This is a genomic window from Acinetobacter haemolyticus CIP 64.3 = MTCC 9819 (assembly GCF_000369065.1).
GTDB classification, from domain to species: domain Bacteria; phylum Pseudomonadota; class Gammaproteobacteria; order Pseudomonadales; family Moraxellaceae; genus Acinetobacter; species Acinetobacter haemolyticus.
The window spans coordinates 29201-44622 of the sequence record NZ_KB849799.1 but is presented as its reverse complement, the minus strand read 5'-3'; the positions used below and the strand labels follow the sequence as shown (position 1 = coordinate 44622).

At 39.5% G+C, this 15422-nt stretch carries 17 protein-coding genes; 7 read left to right on the top strand and 10 right to left on the bottom strand.

What is annotated here, in order from left to right; translation table 11 throughout:
• Positions 1–9: 9 nt before the first annotated feature.
• The 6 genes from F927_RS00250 to F927_RS00225 form a co-directional block, all read right to left on the bottom strand.
• Positions 10–639 (bottom strand): MotA/TolQ/ExbB proton channel family protein, encoded by a 630-nt coding sequence (locus tag F927_RS00250; RefSeq protein WP_005080446.1) that lies wholly within the window; start codon positions 637–639, stop codon positions 10–12.
• 58 nt (positions 640–697) lie between these two features.
• Complete coding sequence (locus tag F927_RS00245; RefSeq protein WP_005080444.1) at positions 698–1585, bottom strand: ParB/RepB/Spo0J family partition protein; 888 nt, start codon at positions 1583–1585, stop codon at positions 698–700.
• On the bottom strand, positions 1582–2364 hold the full coding sequence (locus F927_RS00240) for a ParA family protein (protein ID WP_004639316.1): 783 nt from the start codon (positions 2362–2364) through the stop codon (positions 1582–1584). The genes F927_RS00245 and F927_RS00240 overlap by 4 nt, the downstream gene beginning before the upstream one ends.
• 18 nt (positions 2365–2382) lie before the next feature.
• A complete protein-coding gene (rsmG, locus tag F927_RS00235; RefSeq protein ID WP_005080442.1) occupies positions 2383–3018 on the bottom strand; it encodes a 16S rRNA (guanine(527)-N(7))-methyltransferase RsmG in 636 nt (211 codons plus the stop codon).
• A 154-nt stretch (positions 3019–3172) separates the two neighbouring features.
• Entirely contained in the window at positions 3173–3862 is a 690-nt protein-coding gene (murU, locus tag F927_RS00230) for an N-acetylmuramate alpha-1-phosphate uridylyltransferase MurU (RefSeq protein WP_005080441.1), read from the bottom strand.
• The gene (locus F927_RS00225; protein WP_005080440.1) at positions 3862–4875 is read right to left on the bottom strand and encodes an aminoglycoside phosphotransferase family protein; all 1014 of its coding nucleotides are present in this window, start codon (positions 4873–4875) and stop codon (positions 3862–3864) included. Before F927_RS00225 ends, murU begins: the two co-directional genes overlap by 1 nt.
• A 118-nt stretch (positions 4876–4993) precedes the next feature.
• Between F927_RS00225 and F927_RS00220 the strand changes: the two genes are divergently transcribed.
• Both F927_RS00220 and F927_RS00215 read left to right on the top strand, forming a co-directional pair.
• The gene (locus tag F927_RS00220) at positions 4994–7465 is read left to right on the top strand and encodes an LPS-assembly protein LptD (protein WP_005080437.1); all 2472 of its coding nucleotides are present in this window, start codon (positions 4994–4996) and stop codon (positions 7463–7465) included.
• Positions 7465–8778: a peptidylprolyl isomerase gene (locus tag F927_RS00215; RefSeq protein WP_005080435.1), complete on the top strand. Its 1314-nt coding sequence runs from the start codon at positions 7465–7467 to the stop codon at positions 8776–8778. Before F927_RS00220 ends, F927_RS00215 begins: the two co-directional genes overlap by 1 nt.
• Before the next feature lie 49 nt (positions 8779–8827).
• On the opposite strand, the gene fba is transcribed toward F927_RS00215, so the two are convergent.
• The 3 genes from fba to F927_RS00200 all read right to left on the bottom strand — a co-directional run bounded on the left by fba (position 8828) and on the right by F927_RS00200 (position 11541).
• Positions 8828–9865, bottom strand: a complete 1038-nt coding sequence (fba, locus tag F927_RS00210) for a class II fructose-bisphosphate aldolase (RefSeq protein ID WP_005080433.1) — start codon at positions 9863–9865, stop codon at positions 8828–8830.
• A gap of 210 nt (positions 9866–10075) precedes the next feature.
• Positions 10076–11227: an ATP-dependent RNA helicase RhlB gene (rhlB, locus tag F927_RS00205; protein WP_005080430.1), complete on the bottom strand. Its 1152-nt coding sequence runs from the start codon at positions 11225–11227 to the stop codon at positions 10076–10078.
• A 101-nt stretch (positions 11228–11328) separates the two neighbouring features.
• Positions 11329–11541: a cold-shock protein gene (locus tag F927_RS00200; RefSeq protein ID WP_000126912.1), complete on the bottom strand. Its 213-nt coding sequence runs from the start codon at positions 11539–11541 to the stop codon at positions 11329–11331.
• A 377-nt stretch (positions 11542–11918) separates the two neighbouring features.
• On the opposite strand from F927_RS00200, the gene F927_RS00195 reads away from it, so the two are divergent.
• From F927_RS00195 to F927_RS00175, 5 genes are all read left to right on the top strand, one after another.
• The gene (locus tag F927_RS00195) at positions 11919–12161 is read left to right on the top strand and encodes a sulfurtransferase TusA family protein (protein WP_004639324.1); all 243 of its coding nucleotides are present in this window, start codon (positions 11919–11921) and stop codon (positions 12159–12161) included.
• A gap of 146 nt (positions 12162–12307) precedes the next feature.
• Positions 12308–13177: an RNA polymerase sigma factor RpoH gene (gene rpoH, locus F927_RS00190; RefSeq protein WP_004639325.1), complete on the top strand. Its 870-nt coding sequence runs from the start codon at positions 12308–12310 to the stop codon at positions 13175–13177.
• 107 nt (positions 13178–13284) lie between these two features.
• Complete coding sequence (locus F927_RS00185; protein ID WP_005080428.1) at positions 13285–13650, top strand: DUF423 domain-containing protein; 366 nt, start codon at positions 13285–13287, stop codon at positions 13648–13650.
• Positions 13651–13659: 9 nt separating this feature from the next.
• A complete protein-coding gene (gene thiS / locus F927_RS00180) occupies positions 13660–13857 on the top strand; it encodes a sulfur carrier protein ThiS (protein WP_005080426.1) in 198 nt (65 codons plus the stop codon).
• A gap of 23 nt (positions 13858–13880) precedes the next feature.
• Positions 13881–14666: a thiazole synthase gene (locus tag F927_RS00175; RefSeq protein ID WP_004639328.1), complete on the top strand. Its 786-nt coding sequence runs from the start codon at positions 13881–13883 to the stop codon at positions 14664–14666.
• A gap of 58 nt (positions 14667–14724) precedes the next feature.
• On the opposite strand, the gene F927_RS00170 is transcribed toward F927_RS00175, so the two are convergent.
• The gene (locus F927_RS00170) at positions 14725–15417 is read right to left on the bottom strand and encodes a hypothetical protein (protein ID WP_005080423.1); all 693 of its coding nucleotides are present in this window, start codon (positions 15415–15417) and stop codon (positions 14725–14727) included.
• Positions 15418–15422 lie beyond the last annotated feature (5 nt).

Below are 15422 nucleotides of genomic sequence, written 5' to 3'. Positions count from 1 at the left end.
CACCTACGTTCAACTGGCGCGACGATGTTCTTGAACATGTGGGATCTTTTTATGGAAAAGCGCCGCATGAAACAATGTTGACTGCTGTTCTAACTCAGCCACGTACTCATGAACGACTCGCTGAAAATAACGGTAAGCAATCATTGCTGGAATTGCAATCAACATCCCCACAGCCGTAGTAATCAGAGCCGTAGAAATTCCTGGCATCATCATACTTGCATTACCAGCCGACCCAACATCAACCACCAAGAACGCCTCAATAATCCCAAGAACAGTACCCAGCAGTCCAAGTAGTGGTGCAATTGCTCCTAAAGTACCTAAAAAATTTATGTTTTTTTCAAGATGGGTTATTTCTTCTGAAGCAGTAGCTTCCATTTGAGCACGAGCAAACTGCTCCCCCTGATCCTGATGATCATATCCAGCCTTTAGAATTCGTCCCAAAGCACTATGATTTATTTCAGGCTGTTCAAGAGTCGAGATAACATTCTCTACATCGGCACCTTTAACCAACAATGCTTGCGGTAAAACTTGTGAGCGTTTAAGACGAATATAACGCTCGATAATAATTGCAACCGTAAAAATTGATGAGAGAATAAGCGGCAGCATCAACCAGCCGCCTGCTTTCACAAGTTCCCACATATCATTCCCCAATAATATTTAAAAAATTATAAAAGGATGGTTTCTCAATGTTATAAGTTCAGTTAGGTAAACAAATATTTAAAATCCCATCCAACTCATCCAATGAGTGATAATGAATGACCATTTTCCCTTTACCTTTTTGATTATGATCAATTTTCACATTTGCACCAAAACGCTCTGACAGCTTTTGGGTCAATTGTTCAATATCTGGAGAAATTTGTACTTTCTCCTTTTCAGGCTTTGGTTCATTCCACTCACGTACTAACTGTTCAGTTTGACGTACCGATAAACTCTTTTCAATAACGATCTTTGCCACGTCCATTTGATCTTTTGCTTTTAAGCTCAAAATTGCACGTGCATGCCCCATATCGATTTGACCTTGCTGCATGAAATCTTTAATTGGATCAGCCAAACTTAATAGACGTAACAAATTACTTACTGTTGTTCGAGCTTTACCAACTGTCTCTGCAATTTCTTGATGACTCAATCCAAATTCATCGTGAAAACGTTGTAATGCAAGTGCCTGATCAATCGGATTTAAATCTTGGCGTTGAATATTCTCAATTAATGCTAATGCAATCGCTACCTGATCATTGAGTTCACGAACAATTGCAGGAATTTCAGTTAGTCCTGCTAACTGTGCAGCACGCCAACGACGTTCACCCGCAATAATTTCATATGGAAACTGTTCATCATCTACAGGACGAATAACGATGGGTTGCATCACGCCATGCTTTTCAATTGATGATGCAAGCTCTTGTAAATCTTGTTCTTGAATAAAACGACGAGGCTGATATTCACCACGTTTTAATAAGTTCACATCAATTTGCTTGAGTTGACCATGATCCAAGGCTTGTGCTTCAAGTTGCAATTTCTCTTTCTGAATTGAACCTAATAGCGCATCTAAACCACGACCTTTAGCCAATCCGCGTTTTTTGATGCTCATACAGCACTTCCTTTTTTGACTTTACTTTTCTTCAACATTTCCGCGGCCAAATTCAAATAGGCAACCGCACCTTTTGAGCTCTTCTCAAAATAAATGACAGGCAAACCATGTGCAGGTGCTTCAGCCAATCGAATATTCCGGGGGATAACAGTTTCGTATAACTTCTTGCCAAAATATTGGTCTAATTCAGCAGATACATCACGTGTCAACGCATTACGAGCATCATACATGGTACGTAATACACCAACAATTTCCAAGTTTGGATTCAATGCTTTTTGTATACGATCAATTGTTTGGGTTAAGTCAGCCAATCCTTCCAAAGCATAATATTCACATTGCATTGGAATGATCACACCATTTACGGCAGCCAAAGCATTCACAGTGATCAGACTTAAACTCGGAGCACAATCCACAATAATATAGTCAAATGATGCATCAATTTCTTGCAGCGCGTTTTTTAGAATAAACTCACGACCATCCTGTTCAGCGATGGTAAGCTCAACGCCAGCAAGTTCACGGTTTGCTCCCAAGACCTTGTAACCAACTTCAGCTTTTTGTATTGCAGTCTCGATTGGTACCTCACCTAAAAGTACGTCTGCCACTGTATAAAGTAAATCATTTTTTTGAATGCCAGACCCCATCGTCGCATTCCCTTGAGAGTCCATATCGACTAACAAGACACGTTTTTTCAAGATCGCCAAAGAAGCAGCAAGATTTACCGCTGTCGTGGTTTTCCCTACACCACCTTTTTGGTTTGCAATTGCTATAATCTGAGCCATAACTACCCTTAATATTTTTTATTGAATACGTTGAAGTAACAGTAAATGACGTTGCTCATCTAATCTTGGCACACGAAGTTCAATGATTTTACAAGAATACTCATCCTTCATCTGCTCCACCTCATCCTCAGGAATGAGACCTTTCATCGCTGCAATAATGCTTTGATCATGCATATAAGGCTGTGCAGCATTCACAAAATCTGTCAGAGATGCAAAAGCACGACTTGTAATGACATCGAAATGACCGAGCTCAGATATACTATCTTCGCTTTCTACTCGTGTTTGCACTGCAATTACATTTCTGAGCTTTAAATCTGCAATAAATTGCTTCAAAAACCGAATTTTTTTCCCATTTGAATCTAGCAGTACACAGTCACGTTCTGGTTGACATAATGCAATGATCATGCCTGGCATGCCACCACCTGTGCCAACATCAAGTAAACGCCCAGCAGGTAAATCATTTAAGATACTTAAACTATCTAATAAATGTTTAACCAACATTTCTTTGGGTTCACGAATGGCTGTTAAATTATATGCCTTATTCCACAACACCAAAGCATCTTGATATTTCAACAAAAGTGTTAAGGCTTCTTCGCTTAGACTTAAACCTAAGGCTTGACTTCCTTGCTTTAATTCTTGAAAAAAAGGATGCATAACAGTGCGACATCTCGATAAATTTGCTGTGCAGTATACCTATTTCTGTCACAAGACACAGTAGGACTTGTTGAACGATTATGCAGTTAAACATGAACAAACACGATAAACTGCACAAACTATTAAGTTTTTTTAATAGGGTTTGCTATTAACGCTAAGCAAACGCACCTTGTTGTATCTGTTGATCTAACTGCTGCAAACGCTCAGGAGTACCGACATCCACCCAAATTCCTTGCATTTTTTCAGCTGAAACCTGCTGTTCTAACATCGCTTCTTTCAATAATGGAGCCAATGGACGCTTACCACTCTCTAAGCCGATAAACATCTGAGGTGCCAACACCGCAACGCCACTATATGTTAGCGCTTCACCACATTTCTCTTGATCAAAAGTATAGGCCATATTGTTTGACAGAATAAAATCACCCTTTAAATGCTGTGGTGGATTATCAACCAAAACCAAATGTGCCTGTTTAGTCCCTAATTTAACATCCAGCAATGATGCGAAGTCCATTGTTGTCCAAACATCACCATTTACAAGAATGAATGGTTGATCACCAAGCAAAGGTAAAGCATTAATAATACCACCTGCTGTCTCTAAGCCTTCCCCCTCGTGCGACCACAAAATATTTACGCCGAATTGAGTTCCATCACCTAAAGCAGCTACAAGCTTTTCACCCAGCCAAGCGGTATTGATTACAATCTCTTTTACACCGACTTTCTGCAATTTTTCAATATGCCAAACAATGAGCGGTTTCCCTCCCACTTCAAGCAAGGGCTTTGGTGTATGTAATGTAAGTGGTCGCATACGATTACCTAGACCAGCCGCCAGAATCATCGCTTTCATTAAGCAGCAACCTCGTATTCGCCATATTTCAATATGAACCTTGGCATAACCGTTTCACGTATAAAATGCATAAAGTCATTTAACTCATCATAACCTTGGCTTTCTTCAAGCAAATACCACATTACCCGTGGCAAATCCTTTAGATAGCCCGATTTACCATCACGCTCATATAAACGCACAAAGATGCCCAATATTTTTAAATGACGTTGAATCGCCATCAAATCAGCATCACGCTTGAATTGTTCAAAACTGCGATTTACTTTCGCTGCATCTGGCAACAACTTATAAAATACATTAAACCATTCGTGTACGCGCGCCGCATTCCATTGAACATAGGCATCACGTGTAATTGAAATTAGATCATAAGTATCTGCACCAATTACAGCATCTTGAAAATCAATGACACCCAGCTCTTGTTCATTATCAATCTTCATCAAATTACGACTATGAAAATCACGATGAACAATCACTTGCGGCTGACTTAAAGCTTCAATTGCAAGAAAATCGAATGCTTGTTCTATGGTTTCAAGCTGTTGCTCTGTTGGTTGAATTTTTAACGAAGGTAACATCCAATCGGTTAACAACCGCATTTCTGTCATTAATTTTTCATAAGAATAAACTGGCAACAACTCATGACCATTAATCTTTTGCAATTCGATTAGTTGTTTAAAACTCTGCGCATAATATTGATCCACTGTTGCATCATTGAGCAACGTCGATAGAACTACATCACCAAAATCCTCTAACAATAAAAAGCCATTTTCCAAATCTTTGGCAATAATATGCGGCACGCGCACACCATGCTGATCGAAAAACTCATCAATTGTCACGAATGGCGTACAATCTTCTTTTTCAGGAGGTGCATCCATAAGCATATATGTTTTGTTTTGTAAATTTATTCGCGCATAGCGACGAAAGCTTGCATCCCCTGCTAAAAAGCTGATCTCAAATTGATCAGATTGTAGAGTGGCTTGCAACCAAGTTTGTATCAATTGTTCACGTTGTGTATTCATTTGCAATAAAATCTAAAACTAGCTGAGATTTTGAGAGCTTAAGTGTAGCCACTTATCAACTTTTTCTCTATGATGCGACAATAATTAATTGTGAATTAGCATACTGGTTAATGAGACAATGAAACATCAGTTTAAATTTAATCCTTTAGCAACAGCTATTTTGACACTCTTGTGTGGCGGCACGATTCAAACAGGTTTCGCGGCTTCCACCACGTCTCATGTCTCTACACTAGACAATGCTAAACTCAAGGCTATCGCCGAAAAAAATCAAGTAAAACCAGATCAGGAAAGTTATGCTGGTGAACATTTTTTTCAACAATATTATGTAGATAAAACCGCGCCAGAAGCTCAACTGCGTAATAATCAGCATTTGAGTTCGTCCTTCTGTCAAGGTACATGGGTTACTCCAATTAATCCTGCAACCAAGCCAGCTGATGCAAACAGCACCACGTCTGTTATCACAGCAGATTATGGTCACTACAACCCGAACGGTGATTCAATTTTACAAGGCAATGTAGTAATTGACCAAGAAGGCCGCACCATTCGCGCTGACCAAGTCACGATTGACTCCACACAAACTCATGCAAATGCTCAAGGTCGAGTTCAACTTGCTCAATCTGGGTTACTCACCCAAAGTGACCAAATTAACTATAATCTAAAGACCCAAACAGGCGATTTAAATAACAGCTTCTATATTGCTGAGCAACAACATGCGCACGGGCAAGCCAATCAAATATTGCGGAAAAACGAAAATCTACTCGTTTTAAAGGATGCAAGCTATACAGCATGCCCTCCAGAGCAAAAACCGGCTTGGAAAATTCAAGCCAAAGAAATTGAACTCAATCAAGATACTGGTCGCGGCGTTACTCGCGGCACCAAGCTGTATGTCAAAAATGTACCCGTGATTGCCGTTCCTTATTTCAACTTCCCAATCGATGATCGCCGCACCACAGGGATGCTCAGTCCAAATTTTGGCTATAGTAGTGATGGTGGCGCACAACTGTCAGTACCCATTTATCTCAATCTAGCCCCTAATTATGATCTTACGCTTACACCTAGCTTTATGAGTAACCGTGGTGCCAAGCTAGATGCTGAATATCGCTACATGACTGAAAACTTTGGTTCAGGTCAAATCTGGGGTGGATATATACAGAATGATAAAGAGTACGAAAATAGAAAAAATCGTTCCGATCTACATTTTATCCACAACTGGAGAATTGATGATCAGTGGTCTACCAATCTAGAATACAATTACGCATCAGATAAAGAATATTTTTCCGACTTTAATAACAACCCAAACACAAGAACCGATTTAAACTTGCGCCGAGCATGGGAGCTTAATTATCGAAATGGCATCCCTGGTCTAAGAGCACAATTAAAAGTTGAAGATTTCCAAACACTTGATAAAGAAATCGATGACAAAGACAAACCTTATGCACGATTACCTCAATTCTTATTAAATTATGTCGCAGGTAACCCACAAGGATTACAGTATGAATTTAATAATGATACTGCGTATTTCAAAAAATCCATCAATGATGGATCTGCCTTAGAATCAAGTGGTACACGCATCTACAATCAATTTGCTGTACGATACAATCATATTACTCCATCATGGTTCTATGTTATTCCAGAGGCTTCTGTACGTAGTATCAATACATTCTACGATCAAGACTCTCAACAAGATCGTAGTTCTAATGATTTAGAAAAATCAGTTGTGGTACCTCAATTTACATTGGCTACAGGTTTAACTTTTGAAAAAGATGGTAAGTACTTACAAAGTATTTCTCCACGTGCTTTTTATGCTTATTCACCATATCGAAAACAGGATGATCATCCAAACTTTGATTCCACAACAGCATCGATCAATTACGATCAATTATTTAATCCATATCGCTTTTATGGACACGACCGTTTAGATGACAATAACTTCCTATCACTAGGTGTAACTTATAGCCTCTTAGATACTGAAGGCGTAGAGCGAATCAAAGCCAGCGTCGGACAAAGTTATTATTTTAATGATCGTCGAGTCAGCCTCAACGAACAACTTGATGAATTTGATACACAGCGACGTACTGGGCCTGTAGTCAATTTGACTAGCCAACTTAATCAAAACTTTACCATTAGTGCCAACTCTGCATGGATGTCGAATGGCGACAATGCGCAACGTGATTTTCAAGCATATTATACTGGCGATAAAGGCAATCTTTATAATGTTGGTTATTTTTACCGCAAAGATATCAAAGACCGACAAAATGCCTACGATCAAGTTGTTGCATCCTTTATACAACCCGTAAAAGATAATTGGCGTATTATGGGTCATGCTCAGTATGACCTTGACAATAACCTCATGCGTGAGTATTTATTGGGCGTAAATTACGAATCTTGCTGCTGGGCTGTTTCAGTATACGGTCGCTCTTACTATAACGATCTGGATGATCCAAACTCTCCTGATGTACGTAAGAAGAATGCCGTTATGGCCGAAGTTACGCTAAAAGGTTTAGGCGCTTTAAATACCAAACTATCTTCTCTGCTTGAGAATAGAGTTTTAGGTTTCAACAAAACTAATCAATCTTGGACACAACGTTAATGAAGATAAAACATTTTCAACATATCTTTAGAGCCACTGTTCTAGCAGCCCTAATTTCTTCATCAATGCATAGCTTTGCTCAACCTGCGGATGAGGTTGTCGCAATTGTAGATAGTAGTGTCATTCTTAAAAGCGACTTAGTACAAGGAATTGCTGAGGCTGAACACCAACTCAAGGCTCAAAATCAAACTGTCCCTCCAAAGCAATACTTACAAATGCAGGTTTTGGATCAACTGATTATTCGCCAAGCTCAATTAGAACAAGTAAAACGTTATGGCATCAAACCTGATGAAAATAGCTTAAATGCGGCGGTATTAAGAGTCGCCAATCAATCAGGTAGTAATTCATTATCCGCATTTCAACAAAAGTTAGATGCTATTGCACCAGGCACTTATGAAAATCTAAGAAACCGAATTGCAGAAGACCTTGCAATAGGTCGTCTTCGTCAACAACAAGTGATGTCACGTATTAAAATCAGTGATCACGATGTTGAAAACTTCCTAAAATCACCTGAAGGTCAAGCAGCATTGGGAACACAAGTTCATGTTCTTCATATGCGTATTTCTGGTACGGACAATAATGAAGTACAAAAAGTTGCAGAAGAAGTCAGACGATCTCTTGCTACAAGTAACGATCCTAAGGCAATCAGCAGTAAATTATCGACAGGAACAGTAACAGTTGATGGCGCAGATATGGGCTTCCGTGCTTTATCTGAAATCCCAACCGAACTTGCTGCTCGCGTCACTCCACTACAAGTAGGACAAACCACTGGCTTAGTCAATGTTCGTGATGGAACACATGTATTAAAATTACTTGAACGTAAACAGAATGATCAACGTGCACTTGTTCCACAATATAAAACACGTCACATTTTGATCCAAACATCCGAAGTTGTAAGCTCTGATCGCGCTAAACAAATGATTGATAGCTTATACAACCGAATTAAAGCAGGTGAAGACTTCGCAACTTTAGCAGCTACCTTCTCGAATGATCCAGGTTCTGCTCGTGATGGCGGCAACTTAGGCTGGGTCAATGCTGGCGTAATGGTGCCTGAGTTTGAAAAAGTAATGAAGGAAATACCTGTTGGCCAGCTCAGCGAACCATTCCAAAGTCAATTTGGTTGGCATATTTTAGAAGTAACAGATACACGCCAACAAGATATGACCAAAGAAGCGCAAGAACGTATGGCACGCCAAATCCTAGGTGAGCGTCAATTTGAAACGGAAGTAGATAGTTGGACTCGCGAACTACGCGCTAATGCCTACGTTGAAATCAAAGATGTAAATATGGACTCAAAAGCAGCGCAAAAATAATTTAACCAAAAAAAATAGCGGCAAATGCCGCTATTTTTATGCACCAAAATTATTTGTAACGATCAACCATTTTCTCTAGAGAGATCGGGCGAATCTTATCTGCATTACCTGCTGTACCAAAGGCTTCATAACGAGCAACACAGATATCTTTCATTGCCTCAACGGTTTCACCGAAGAATTTGCGTGGATCAAATTCACTTGGTTTTTCAGCCATCATACGACGCATCGCACCAGTAGAAGCTAAACGCAAATCGGTATCAATGTTAATCTTACGTACGCCATGTTTAATCGCTTCTACAAGCTGATCTACAGGCACACCATAAGTTTCTTTAATATCACCACCATATTGGTTAATTACAGCCAACCACTCTTGTGGTACTGAGCTTGAACCATGCATTACAAGATGTGTATTTGGTAATGCAGCATGGATTTCTTTAATACGATCAATCGCCAAGATATCGCCTGTAGGTGGACGAGTAAACTTGTACGCTCCGTGAGAAGTACCAACTGCAATCGCTAAAGCATCAACGTTAGTATCCGCAACAAATTGGGTCGCTTCTTCTACCGAAGTAAGCAATTGAGAATGATCAAGCACACCCTCTGCACCCACGCCATCTTCTTCGCCAGCCAAACCAGTTTCAAGGCTACCTAAGCAACCAATTTCACCTTCAACTGAAACGCCACATGCATGCGCCATAGCAACAACACGACGAGTTACATCAACATTATAATCATATGATGTAGGTGTCTTACCATCAGCACCCAATGAACCGTCCATCATCACAGAGCTAAAACCCAATTGAATTGAACGCTGACAAACATCAGGGCTAGTACCATGATCTTGATGCATTACCACTGGAATATGTGGCCATTCTTCAATTGCAGCTAAAATAAGATGACGTAAAAAAGGTGCACCTGCATATTTACGCGCACCCGCCGAAGCTTGTACGATTACAGGTGAATTCGTCGCATCTGCAGCTAGCATAATTGCGCGCATTTGTTCTAAGTTGTTTACGTTAAACGCTGGTACGCCGTAGTTGTGTTCTGCAGCGTGATCCAAGAGCTGGCGCATCGAGATTAGAGCCATAATATCCTCCCAGGTAATGCGCCATATTCTACATGTTGATTTATTTCAATTCAGCAACTAATCACAGGATTTGAAAAAAAAACCTGAATCTTTTGTGTAATTTGCGTATCACAACACATTTAACAATAAAAAAGGCTAAATCCAATAATGATTTAGCCTCTAATTATTTCATGCTTAGACATCAAATACTAAAAAGAACCAATTCAATCCTTAACAGTATCCTTCAAGGCGTGTAAGCGGTAATTTTTTACCAATTGCTTTTTCAATTTCAGGTAAGTAAAACGCATCGTCTTCAGACAGGAAACTAATGCTCACCCCTTGAGCTCCTGCACGACCTGTACGTCCAATACGATGCACATAATCATCAGATTGTTCTGGCAGCGTAAAATTCACAACATGTGAGACACCATCAACATGAATACCACGTCCAGCTACATCTGTTGCAATCATGATGTTGTGTTTGCCTTGCTTAAATTGATCCAGCATTTTCAAACGCTTATCTTGTGCAATTTCACCAGATAACATTCCAACTTTGTAACCATCACGTTTCAAATGATCATATAAACGACGAACCTGATCTCGACGATTCGCAAAAATCATGACTTTATCAATCGGCTCATCGCGTAGAATATCCTGCAACAATTTATACTTGTCTTCTTTTGCAACAACATATACACGCTGTTCAACGTCAACATTCGTTTTTTGCTCAGGTTCAATTTCAACAGTAACAGGCTCAAACAACCATTGACGAGCTAAATTCAGCACATCATAGCTAAATGTTGCAGAAAAAATTAAAGTTTGACGTTGCTCTTTGGATGGAGAATAACGGACAATACGCTTGACCGAAGGAATAAAGCCCATATCCAATAATCGATCAGCTTCATCAATAACTAAAAACTCGATGCGATCCAGCCACACTTCTTTCTGCTCAACAAAATCAATTAAGCGTCCAGGGGTCGCAACAATAATATCAACAAAGTTTCGATCTAACATTTTCTTCTGTTTATCGAAGTCAACCCCACCCAACAACGTTACAAGGTGCAAGTTAGAAAACTTTGTCAGCGACTTTGCATCACTTTCAATTTGTAAAGCCAACTCACGAGTAGGCGCCAAGATTAGAGCACGTGGCTCACCACGAAAGCGTTGTTCTTGAATCGGATTATTTAACAAATCATTGATCACACTAATCAGAAAAGCAGCCGTTTTACCAGTCCCTGTTTGTGCGCGACCAATCGCATCATGCCCTGCTAGCGTATATTTTAAAACCTTTTGCTGAATTGGAGTCATTTGAGTAAAACCCAAAGCATCAATCGCCTTTTTCAACTGCGGATGTAATTTTAAGGTTTCAAAACCAGACGTCATATATGCTCTCAAACCATCAATGACCAAAATAAAGTCGTTATTATAAACAAAAACGCCCCAAATAACATTGGAGCGTTTTTATATCGCGTTAAAGCAACAAATTAGTCTAACGGCTGAACGTTTTCAGCTTGGAAACCTTTTTGTCCTTGAACTACGCTGAATTCTACACGTTGGCCGTCACGTAAAGAACGGTGACCATCACCAACAATTGCACGGAAATGAACGAAAACGTCATCACCGCCATTGCGTTGAATAAAACCAAAGCCTTTAGTGTCATTAAACCACTTTACTACGCCTTGTTCACGAGCTGTCATAAGTCAATCCTCAGATATTGAAAGATAAGGACCTTCCGGTGTTGCAAACAGCAGAGCCAACAAGGTTTTAAAATCTTATAATTTTAAAGCTTGTAATCATTCTGTAAAACTATCAACAATTTCCGGTTACATCCATTTGTTATAGGGTTTTTTACGATAAAACGAAATGAAACACTTCCTAAAACGCATCGAGCTTAACATGGGTTTATGACAATTAATAGACTTATTTTAAGTTATTTCCCATGCTTCTATCTGTTTATACTCATCATTTAGTTTATTTTACAGAAACACGGTTCTCCAAAAATAACTTGTTGAACTTCCTTTACGTATATAAAATCAAATGAGATAAATTCTGATATAAGCTATATCCAACCTTTATGACTATCTCACCTACTCATTCAGCTGAAGTTATCGACGCCTTAGGGCAACCTTGCCCGATGCCATTACTTATGTTGAAACGAGCACTAAAAAAAGCAACAGGTAAAAAAACCTACCTGTTAAAGTCTTCTGATCCACATAGTGAAATTGATGTAACACGATATTGCCAAATTCAGAATCTGCAATGCCAGACAAAAAAAATCTCAGAAAATGAGTTTCACTATCTGATTGAATCCATCTAGGTCTTGTGGAACTGCTATTCTTTGTTAAACTCTTGGTTACTCGTAAAGATAAATTTACATTTCTATACTCAAATTTCCTTAGTGATGAAGAACATTCGCATTAAGATGAAATTGTTGACTCAAATATCATCCTATAAGGAGACTCCATGACTACTGACAGCAGCAATCAATTGATGCCCCTGTCATTGTCTGCGCCTGGTGTAAACCTCGGTGCATATATCAGCACTGTCAATCAAATTCCAATTTTAACGGCCGAGCAAGAAAAAGAACTTGCTGAACGTTATTATTATGACCAAGATCTTGATGCCGCCAAATTATTGGTGATGTCTCATCTACGCTTTGTTGTACATATTGCAAGAAGTTATGCAGGTTATGGATTACCACAAGGTGATCTCATTCAAGAAGGCAACCTAGGCCTCATGAAGGCAGTTAAGCGCTTCGATCCCAATATGGGCGTGCGCCTTGTTTCATTTGCTGTACATTGGATTAAAGCCGAAATTCACGAATATGTCATTCGTAACTGGCGTATTGTCAAAATTGCGACGACCAAAGCACAACGTAAATTGTTCTTTAATTTACGTAGTTTGAAGAAATCAAGTAAACGCCTGACTTTAGAAGAAGCGCAAGCAATCGCGAATGATTTAAACGTCACGGCAGAACAAGTACTTGAAATGGAAGGTCGATTGACCGCCTATGATGCTGCTTTCGAAGCACAAGGCGATGATGACGATGACACACCTCATACTGCGCCAGCCCTTTACTTAGAAGATAATCGTTACGATCCAGCACGCCTAGCTGAAGAAGAAGATTATGAAGCACAAAGTACGGCCGCATTACATCAAGCGATGGACCAATTAGATGATCGCTCTCGTAATATTTTACAGCGTCGCTGGTTAGACGATGATAAATCTACATTGCATGAACTTGCTGCTGAATATAATGTTTCTGCTGAACGTATTCGCCAACTTGAAAAAAATGCAATGGAAAAAATCAAAACCGCCATGTCTGCGAGTTAAGATTAAATCAAACACAAGGGCTTTCATGCCCTTTTGTTGTATCTGGCTTTGTTTAAACACCCGAATATGTTAACGTTGCTTATCAAATTTCTAGTTCCATTTTCATTATGTGGATAGCGATCTCTGCAATCAATCTTGCCCTTGCAGTTATGCTCGGAGCGTTTGGCGCACACGGACTCAAATCTTTTGCATCACCTGAGCAACTCGTTTGGTGGGGTACAGCAACCCAATATTTTTTCTATCACGCCCTCGGCTTATTAATTCTGAGTGTACTAAATAAAACTACACCAAGTTTTCCTATAAAAATTCCGTTTATTTTGATGCAAATTGGCATCCTCTTTTTCTGTGGTTCGTTGTACATTATGGCGCTCGGCTTACCTAGAATATTAGGTGCGATTACGCCGATTGGGGGTGCCTTTATGATTGCAAGCTGGCTGTTAATTGCGTGGCAAGCAATCAAGCATACGAAATAAGGATTTATCATGCACATCTATCTAAATGGCGAGTCCACAGACACGTCATGTGAAAATTTACAGCAACTCATTCAAGACCTAGCCCTAGAAGGCAAGCGTTTTGCTGTAGAAAAGAACCAACAGATTATTCCGAAAAGTAGACTTGAGCAAACTGCAATTGCTCCTGAAGATCGTATTGAAATTATTCAAGCTGTTGGTGGCGGCTAATCGGCTAAAAATGGAGTAAGCCCATGCAAGATTCCCCTTTAATTATTGGTTCACGTACCTTCCAATCTCGTTTATTGGTCGGAACTGGTAAATATAAAGATTTAAATGAAACCGATTTAGCCATTCAAGCAAGTGGTGCAGAAATTGTTACCGTAGCGATTCGTCGAGTGAATATCGGGCAACATGCCGATCAGCCGAATCTGCTTTCAGTGATTCCACCTGAGAAATATACGATTTTGCCAAATACAGCTGGCTGTTTTGATGCAGATAGCGCGATTCGTACCTGTATGCTGGCTCGTGAACTGCTTGATGGTCACAATCTAGTGAAGTTAGAAGTCCTTGGTGATGAAAAAACCCTATATCCGAATGTGACCGCAACACTTAAAGCAGCGCAAACCTTGATCGATGATGGTTTTGAAATCATGGTTTACACCTCGGATGATCCGATTGTCGCGCAAGAGCTTGAAAGCATGGGCTGTGTTGCGATCATGCCTTTGGGTAGCTTAATTGGTTCTGGTCTCGGTATTCTCAATCCACACACCATTTCCATCATCAAAGAAAATGCCAAAGTCCCTGTTTTAGTGGATGCAGGTGTTGGTACTGCGAGTGATGCTGCGATTGCCATGGAACTAGGTTGCGACGGCGTATTAATGAATACAGCGATTGCGGCTGCGCAAAATCCAATTTTAATGGCTTCAGCGATGAAGAAAGCCGTTGAAGCAGGTCGTGAAGCATTTTTAGCGGGTCGTATGCCGCGTAAACGTATGGCCAATGCGAGCTCACCTGAGACTGGGTATTTCTTTAAGTAAAAAATACTAAAGGGAGCTTTTTAGCTCCCTTTTTTCTACCTAAAAAACCAATATTTCTCTAACATTCCAATGAAATAGATAATGAGCGTTTTATATCTTCTACAATATATTCTGGTGCAAGAATAAATAAAAGCATTTCAGCCCAATATGGCTCACTCTTAGCATAAACTTCTATCGATAATTTTTTCATTAATTGACAATAATCATGATAGGCAATCCGATGTGATTTATAAACCACATTACCATCTACTAAATTAAAAATTGTATTGAGTTCATACTGATTTATATCAGCATTTCTTCCGATCGGCTGGGGATAAAACTCTCTTAGCTCTGTATGTTTAAATAGCAACCAATTCAAAGAATAAATGACTCTAGAATCATAAATGGCATATGTTTGATGATCTACGAAAGAAGCTACTTTCGATAAAGATGAGATAACCGAAAAAGTTGATCTAGTTAAAGCACCCTTTTTAAGCTCGCTTTCAAATTTATGTAATAAGAGATCATTTTTATCATTTTTCTTAAAGGAGCGAATACCACCCCACTCTTGAATCAACCAATATCGACCAGCTAAATCACCTGAACTCAACAAATCATAGAAGTTATGTTTTAGATAAATATTTCGCTCAAATATAGAGGCCAGATCCAACGGAACTGGTAATGGATTACTTTCTGGCAACTCCCATCGAAAACATTTTTCTAACGGATGCTGTTTCGCTAGCTGTTTCAATGTTTGAATTAGCTGATCCATGATTC

Excerpts from the sequence above, each read along its gene's own strand:
- F927_RS00250 (WP_005080446.1), bottom strand. The coding sequence starts at position 639 with ATGTGGGAACTTGTGAAAGCAGGCGGCTGGTTGATGCTGCCGCTTATT.
- F927_RS00245 (WP_005080444.1), bottom strand. The coding sequence starts at position 1,585 with ATGAGCATCAAAAAACGCGGATTGGCTAAAGGTCGTGGTTTAGATGCG.
- F927_RS00240 (WP_004639316.1), bottom strand. The coding sequence starts at position 2,364 with ATGGCTCAGATTATAGCAATTGCAAACCAAAAAGGTGGTGTAGGGAAA.
- rsmG (WP_005080442.1), bottom strand. The coding sequence starts at position 3,018 with ATGCATCCTTTTTTTCAAGAATTAAAGCAAGGAAGTCAAGCCTTAGGT.
- murU (WP_005080441.1), bottom strand. The coding sequence starts at position 3,862 with ATGAAAGCGATGATTCTGGCGGCTGGTCTAGGTAATCGTATGCGACCA.
- F927_RS00225 (WP_005080440.1), bottom strand. The coding sequence starts at position 4,875 with ATGAATACACAACGTGAACAATTGATACAAACTTGGTTGCAAGCCACT.
- F927_RS00220 (WP_005080437.1), top strand. The coding sequence starts at position 4,994 with ATGAAACATCAGTTTAAATTTAATCCTTTAGCAACAGCTATTTTGACA.
- F927_RS00215 (WP_005080435.1), top strand. The coding sequence starts at position 7,465 with ATGAAGATAAAACATTTTCAACATATCTTTAGAGCCACTGTTCTAGCA.
- fba (WP_005080433.1), bottom strand. The coding sequence starts at position 9,865 with ATGGCTCTAATCTCGATGCGCCAGCTCTTGGATCACGCTGCAGAACAC.
- rhlB (WP_005080430.1), bottom strand. The coding sequence starts at position 11,227 with ATGACGTCTGGTTTTGAAACCTTAAAATTACATCCGCAGTTGAAAAAG.
- F927_RS00200 (WP_000126912.1), bottom strand. The coding sequence starts at position 11,541 with ATGACAGCTCGTGAACAAGGCGTAGTAAAGTGGTTTAATGACACTAAA.
- F927_RS00195 (WP_004639324.1), top strand. The coding sequence starts at position 11,919 with ATGACTATCTCACCTACTCATTCAGCTGAAGTTATCGACGCCTTAGGG.
- rpoH (WP_004639325.1), top strand. The coding sequence starts at position 12,308 with ATGACTACTGACAGCAGCAATCAATTGATGCCCCTGTCATTGTCTGCG.
- F927_RS00185 (WP_005080428.1), top strand. The coding sequence starts at position 13,285 with ATGTGGATAGCGATCTCTGCAATCAATCTTGCCCTTGCAGTTATGCTC.
- thiS (WP_005080426.1), top strand. The coding sequence starts at position 13,660 with ATGCACATCTATCTAAATGGCGAGTCCACAGACACGTCATGTGAAAAT.
- F927_RS00175 (WP_004639328.1), top strand. The coding sequence starts at position 13,881 with ATGCAAGATTCCCCTTTAATTATTGGTTCACGTACCTTCCAATCTCGT.
- F927_RS00170 (WP_005080423.1), bottom strand. The coding sequence starts at position 15,417 with ATGGATCAGCTAATTCAAACATTGAAACAGCTAGCGAAACAGCATCCG.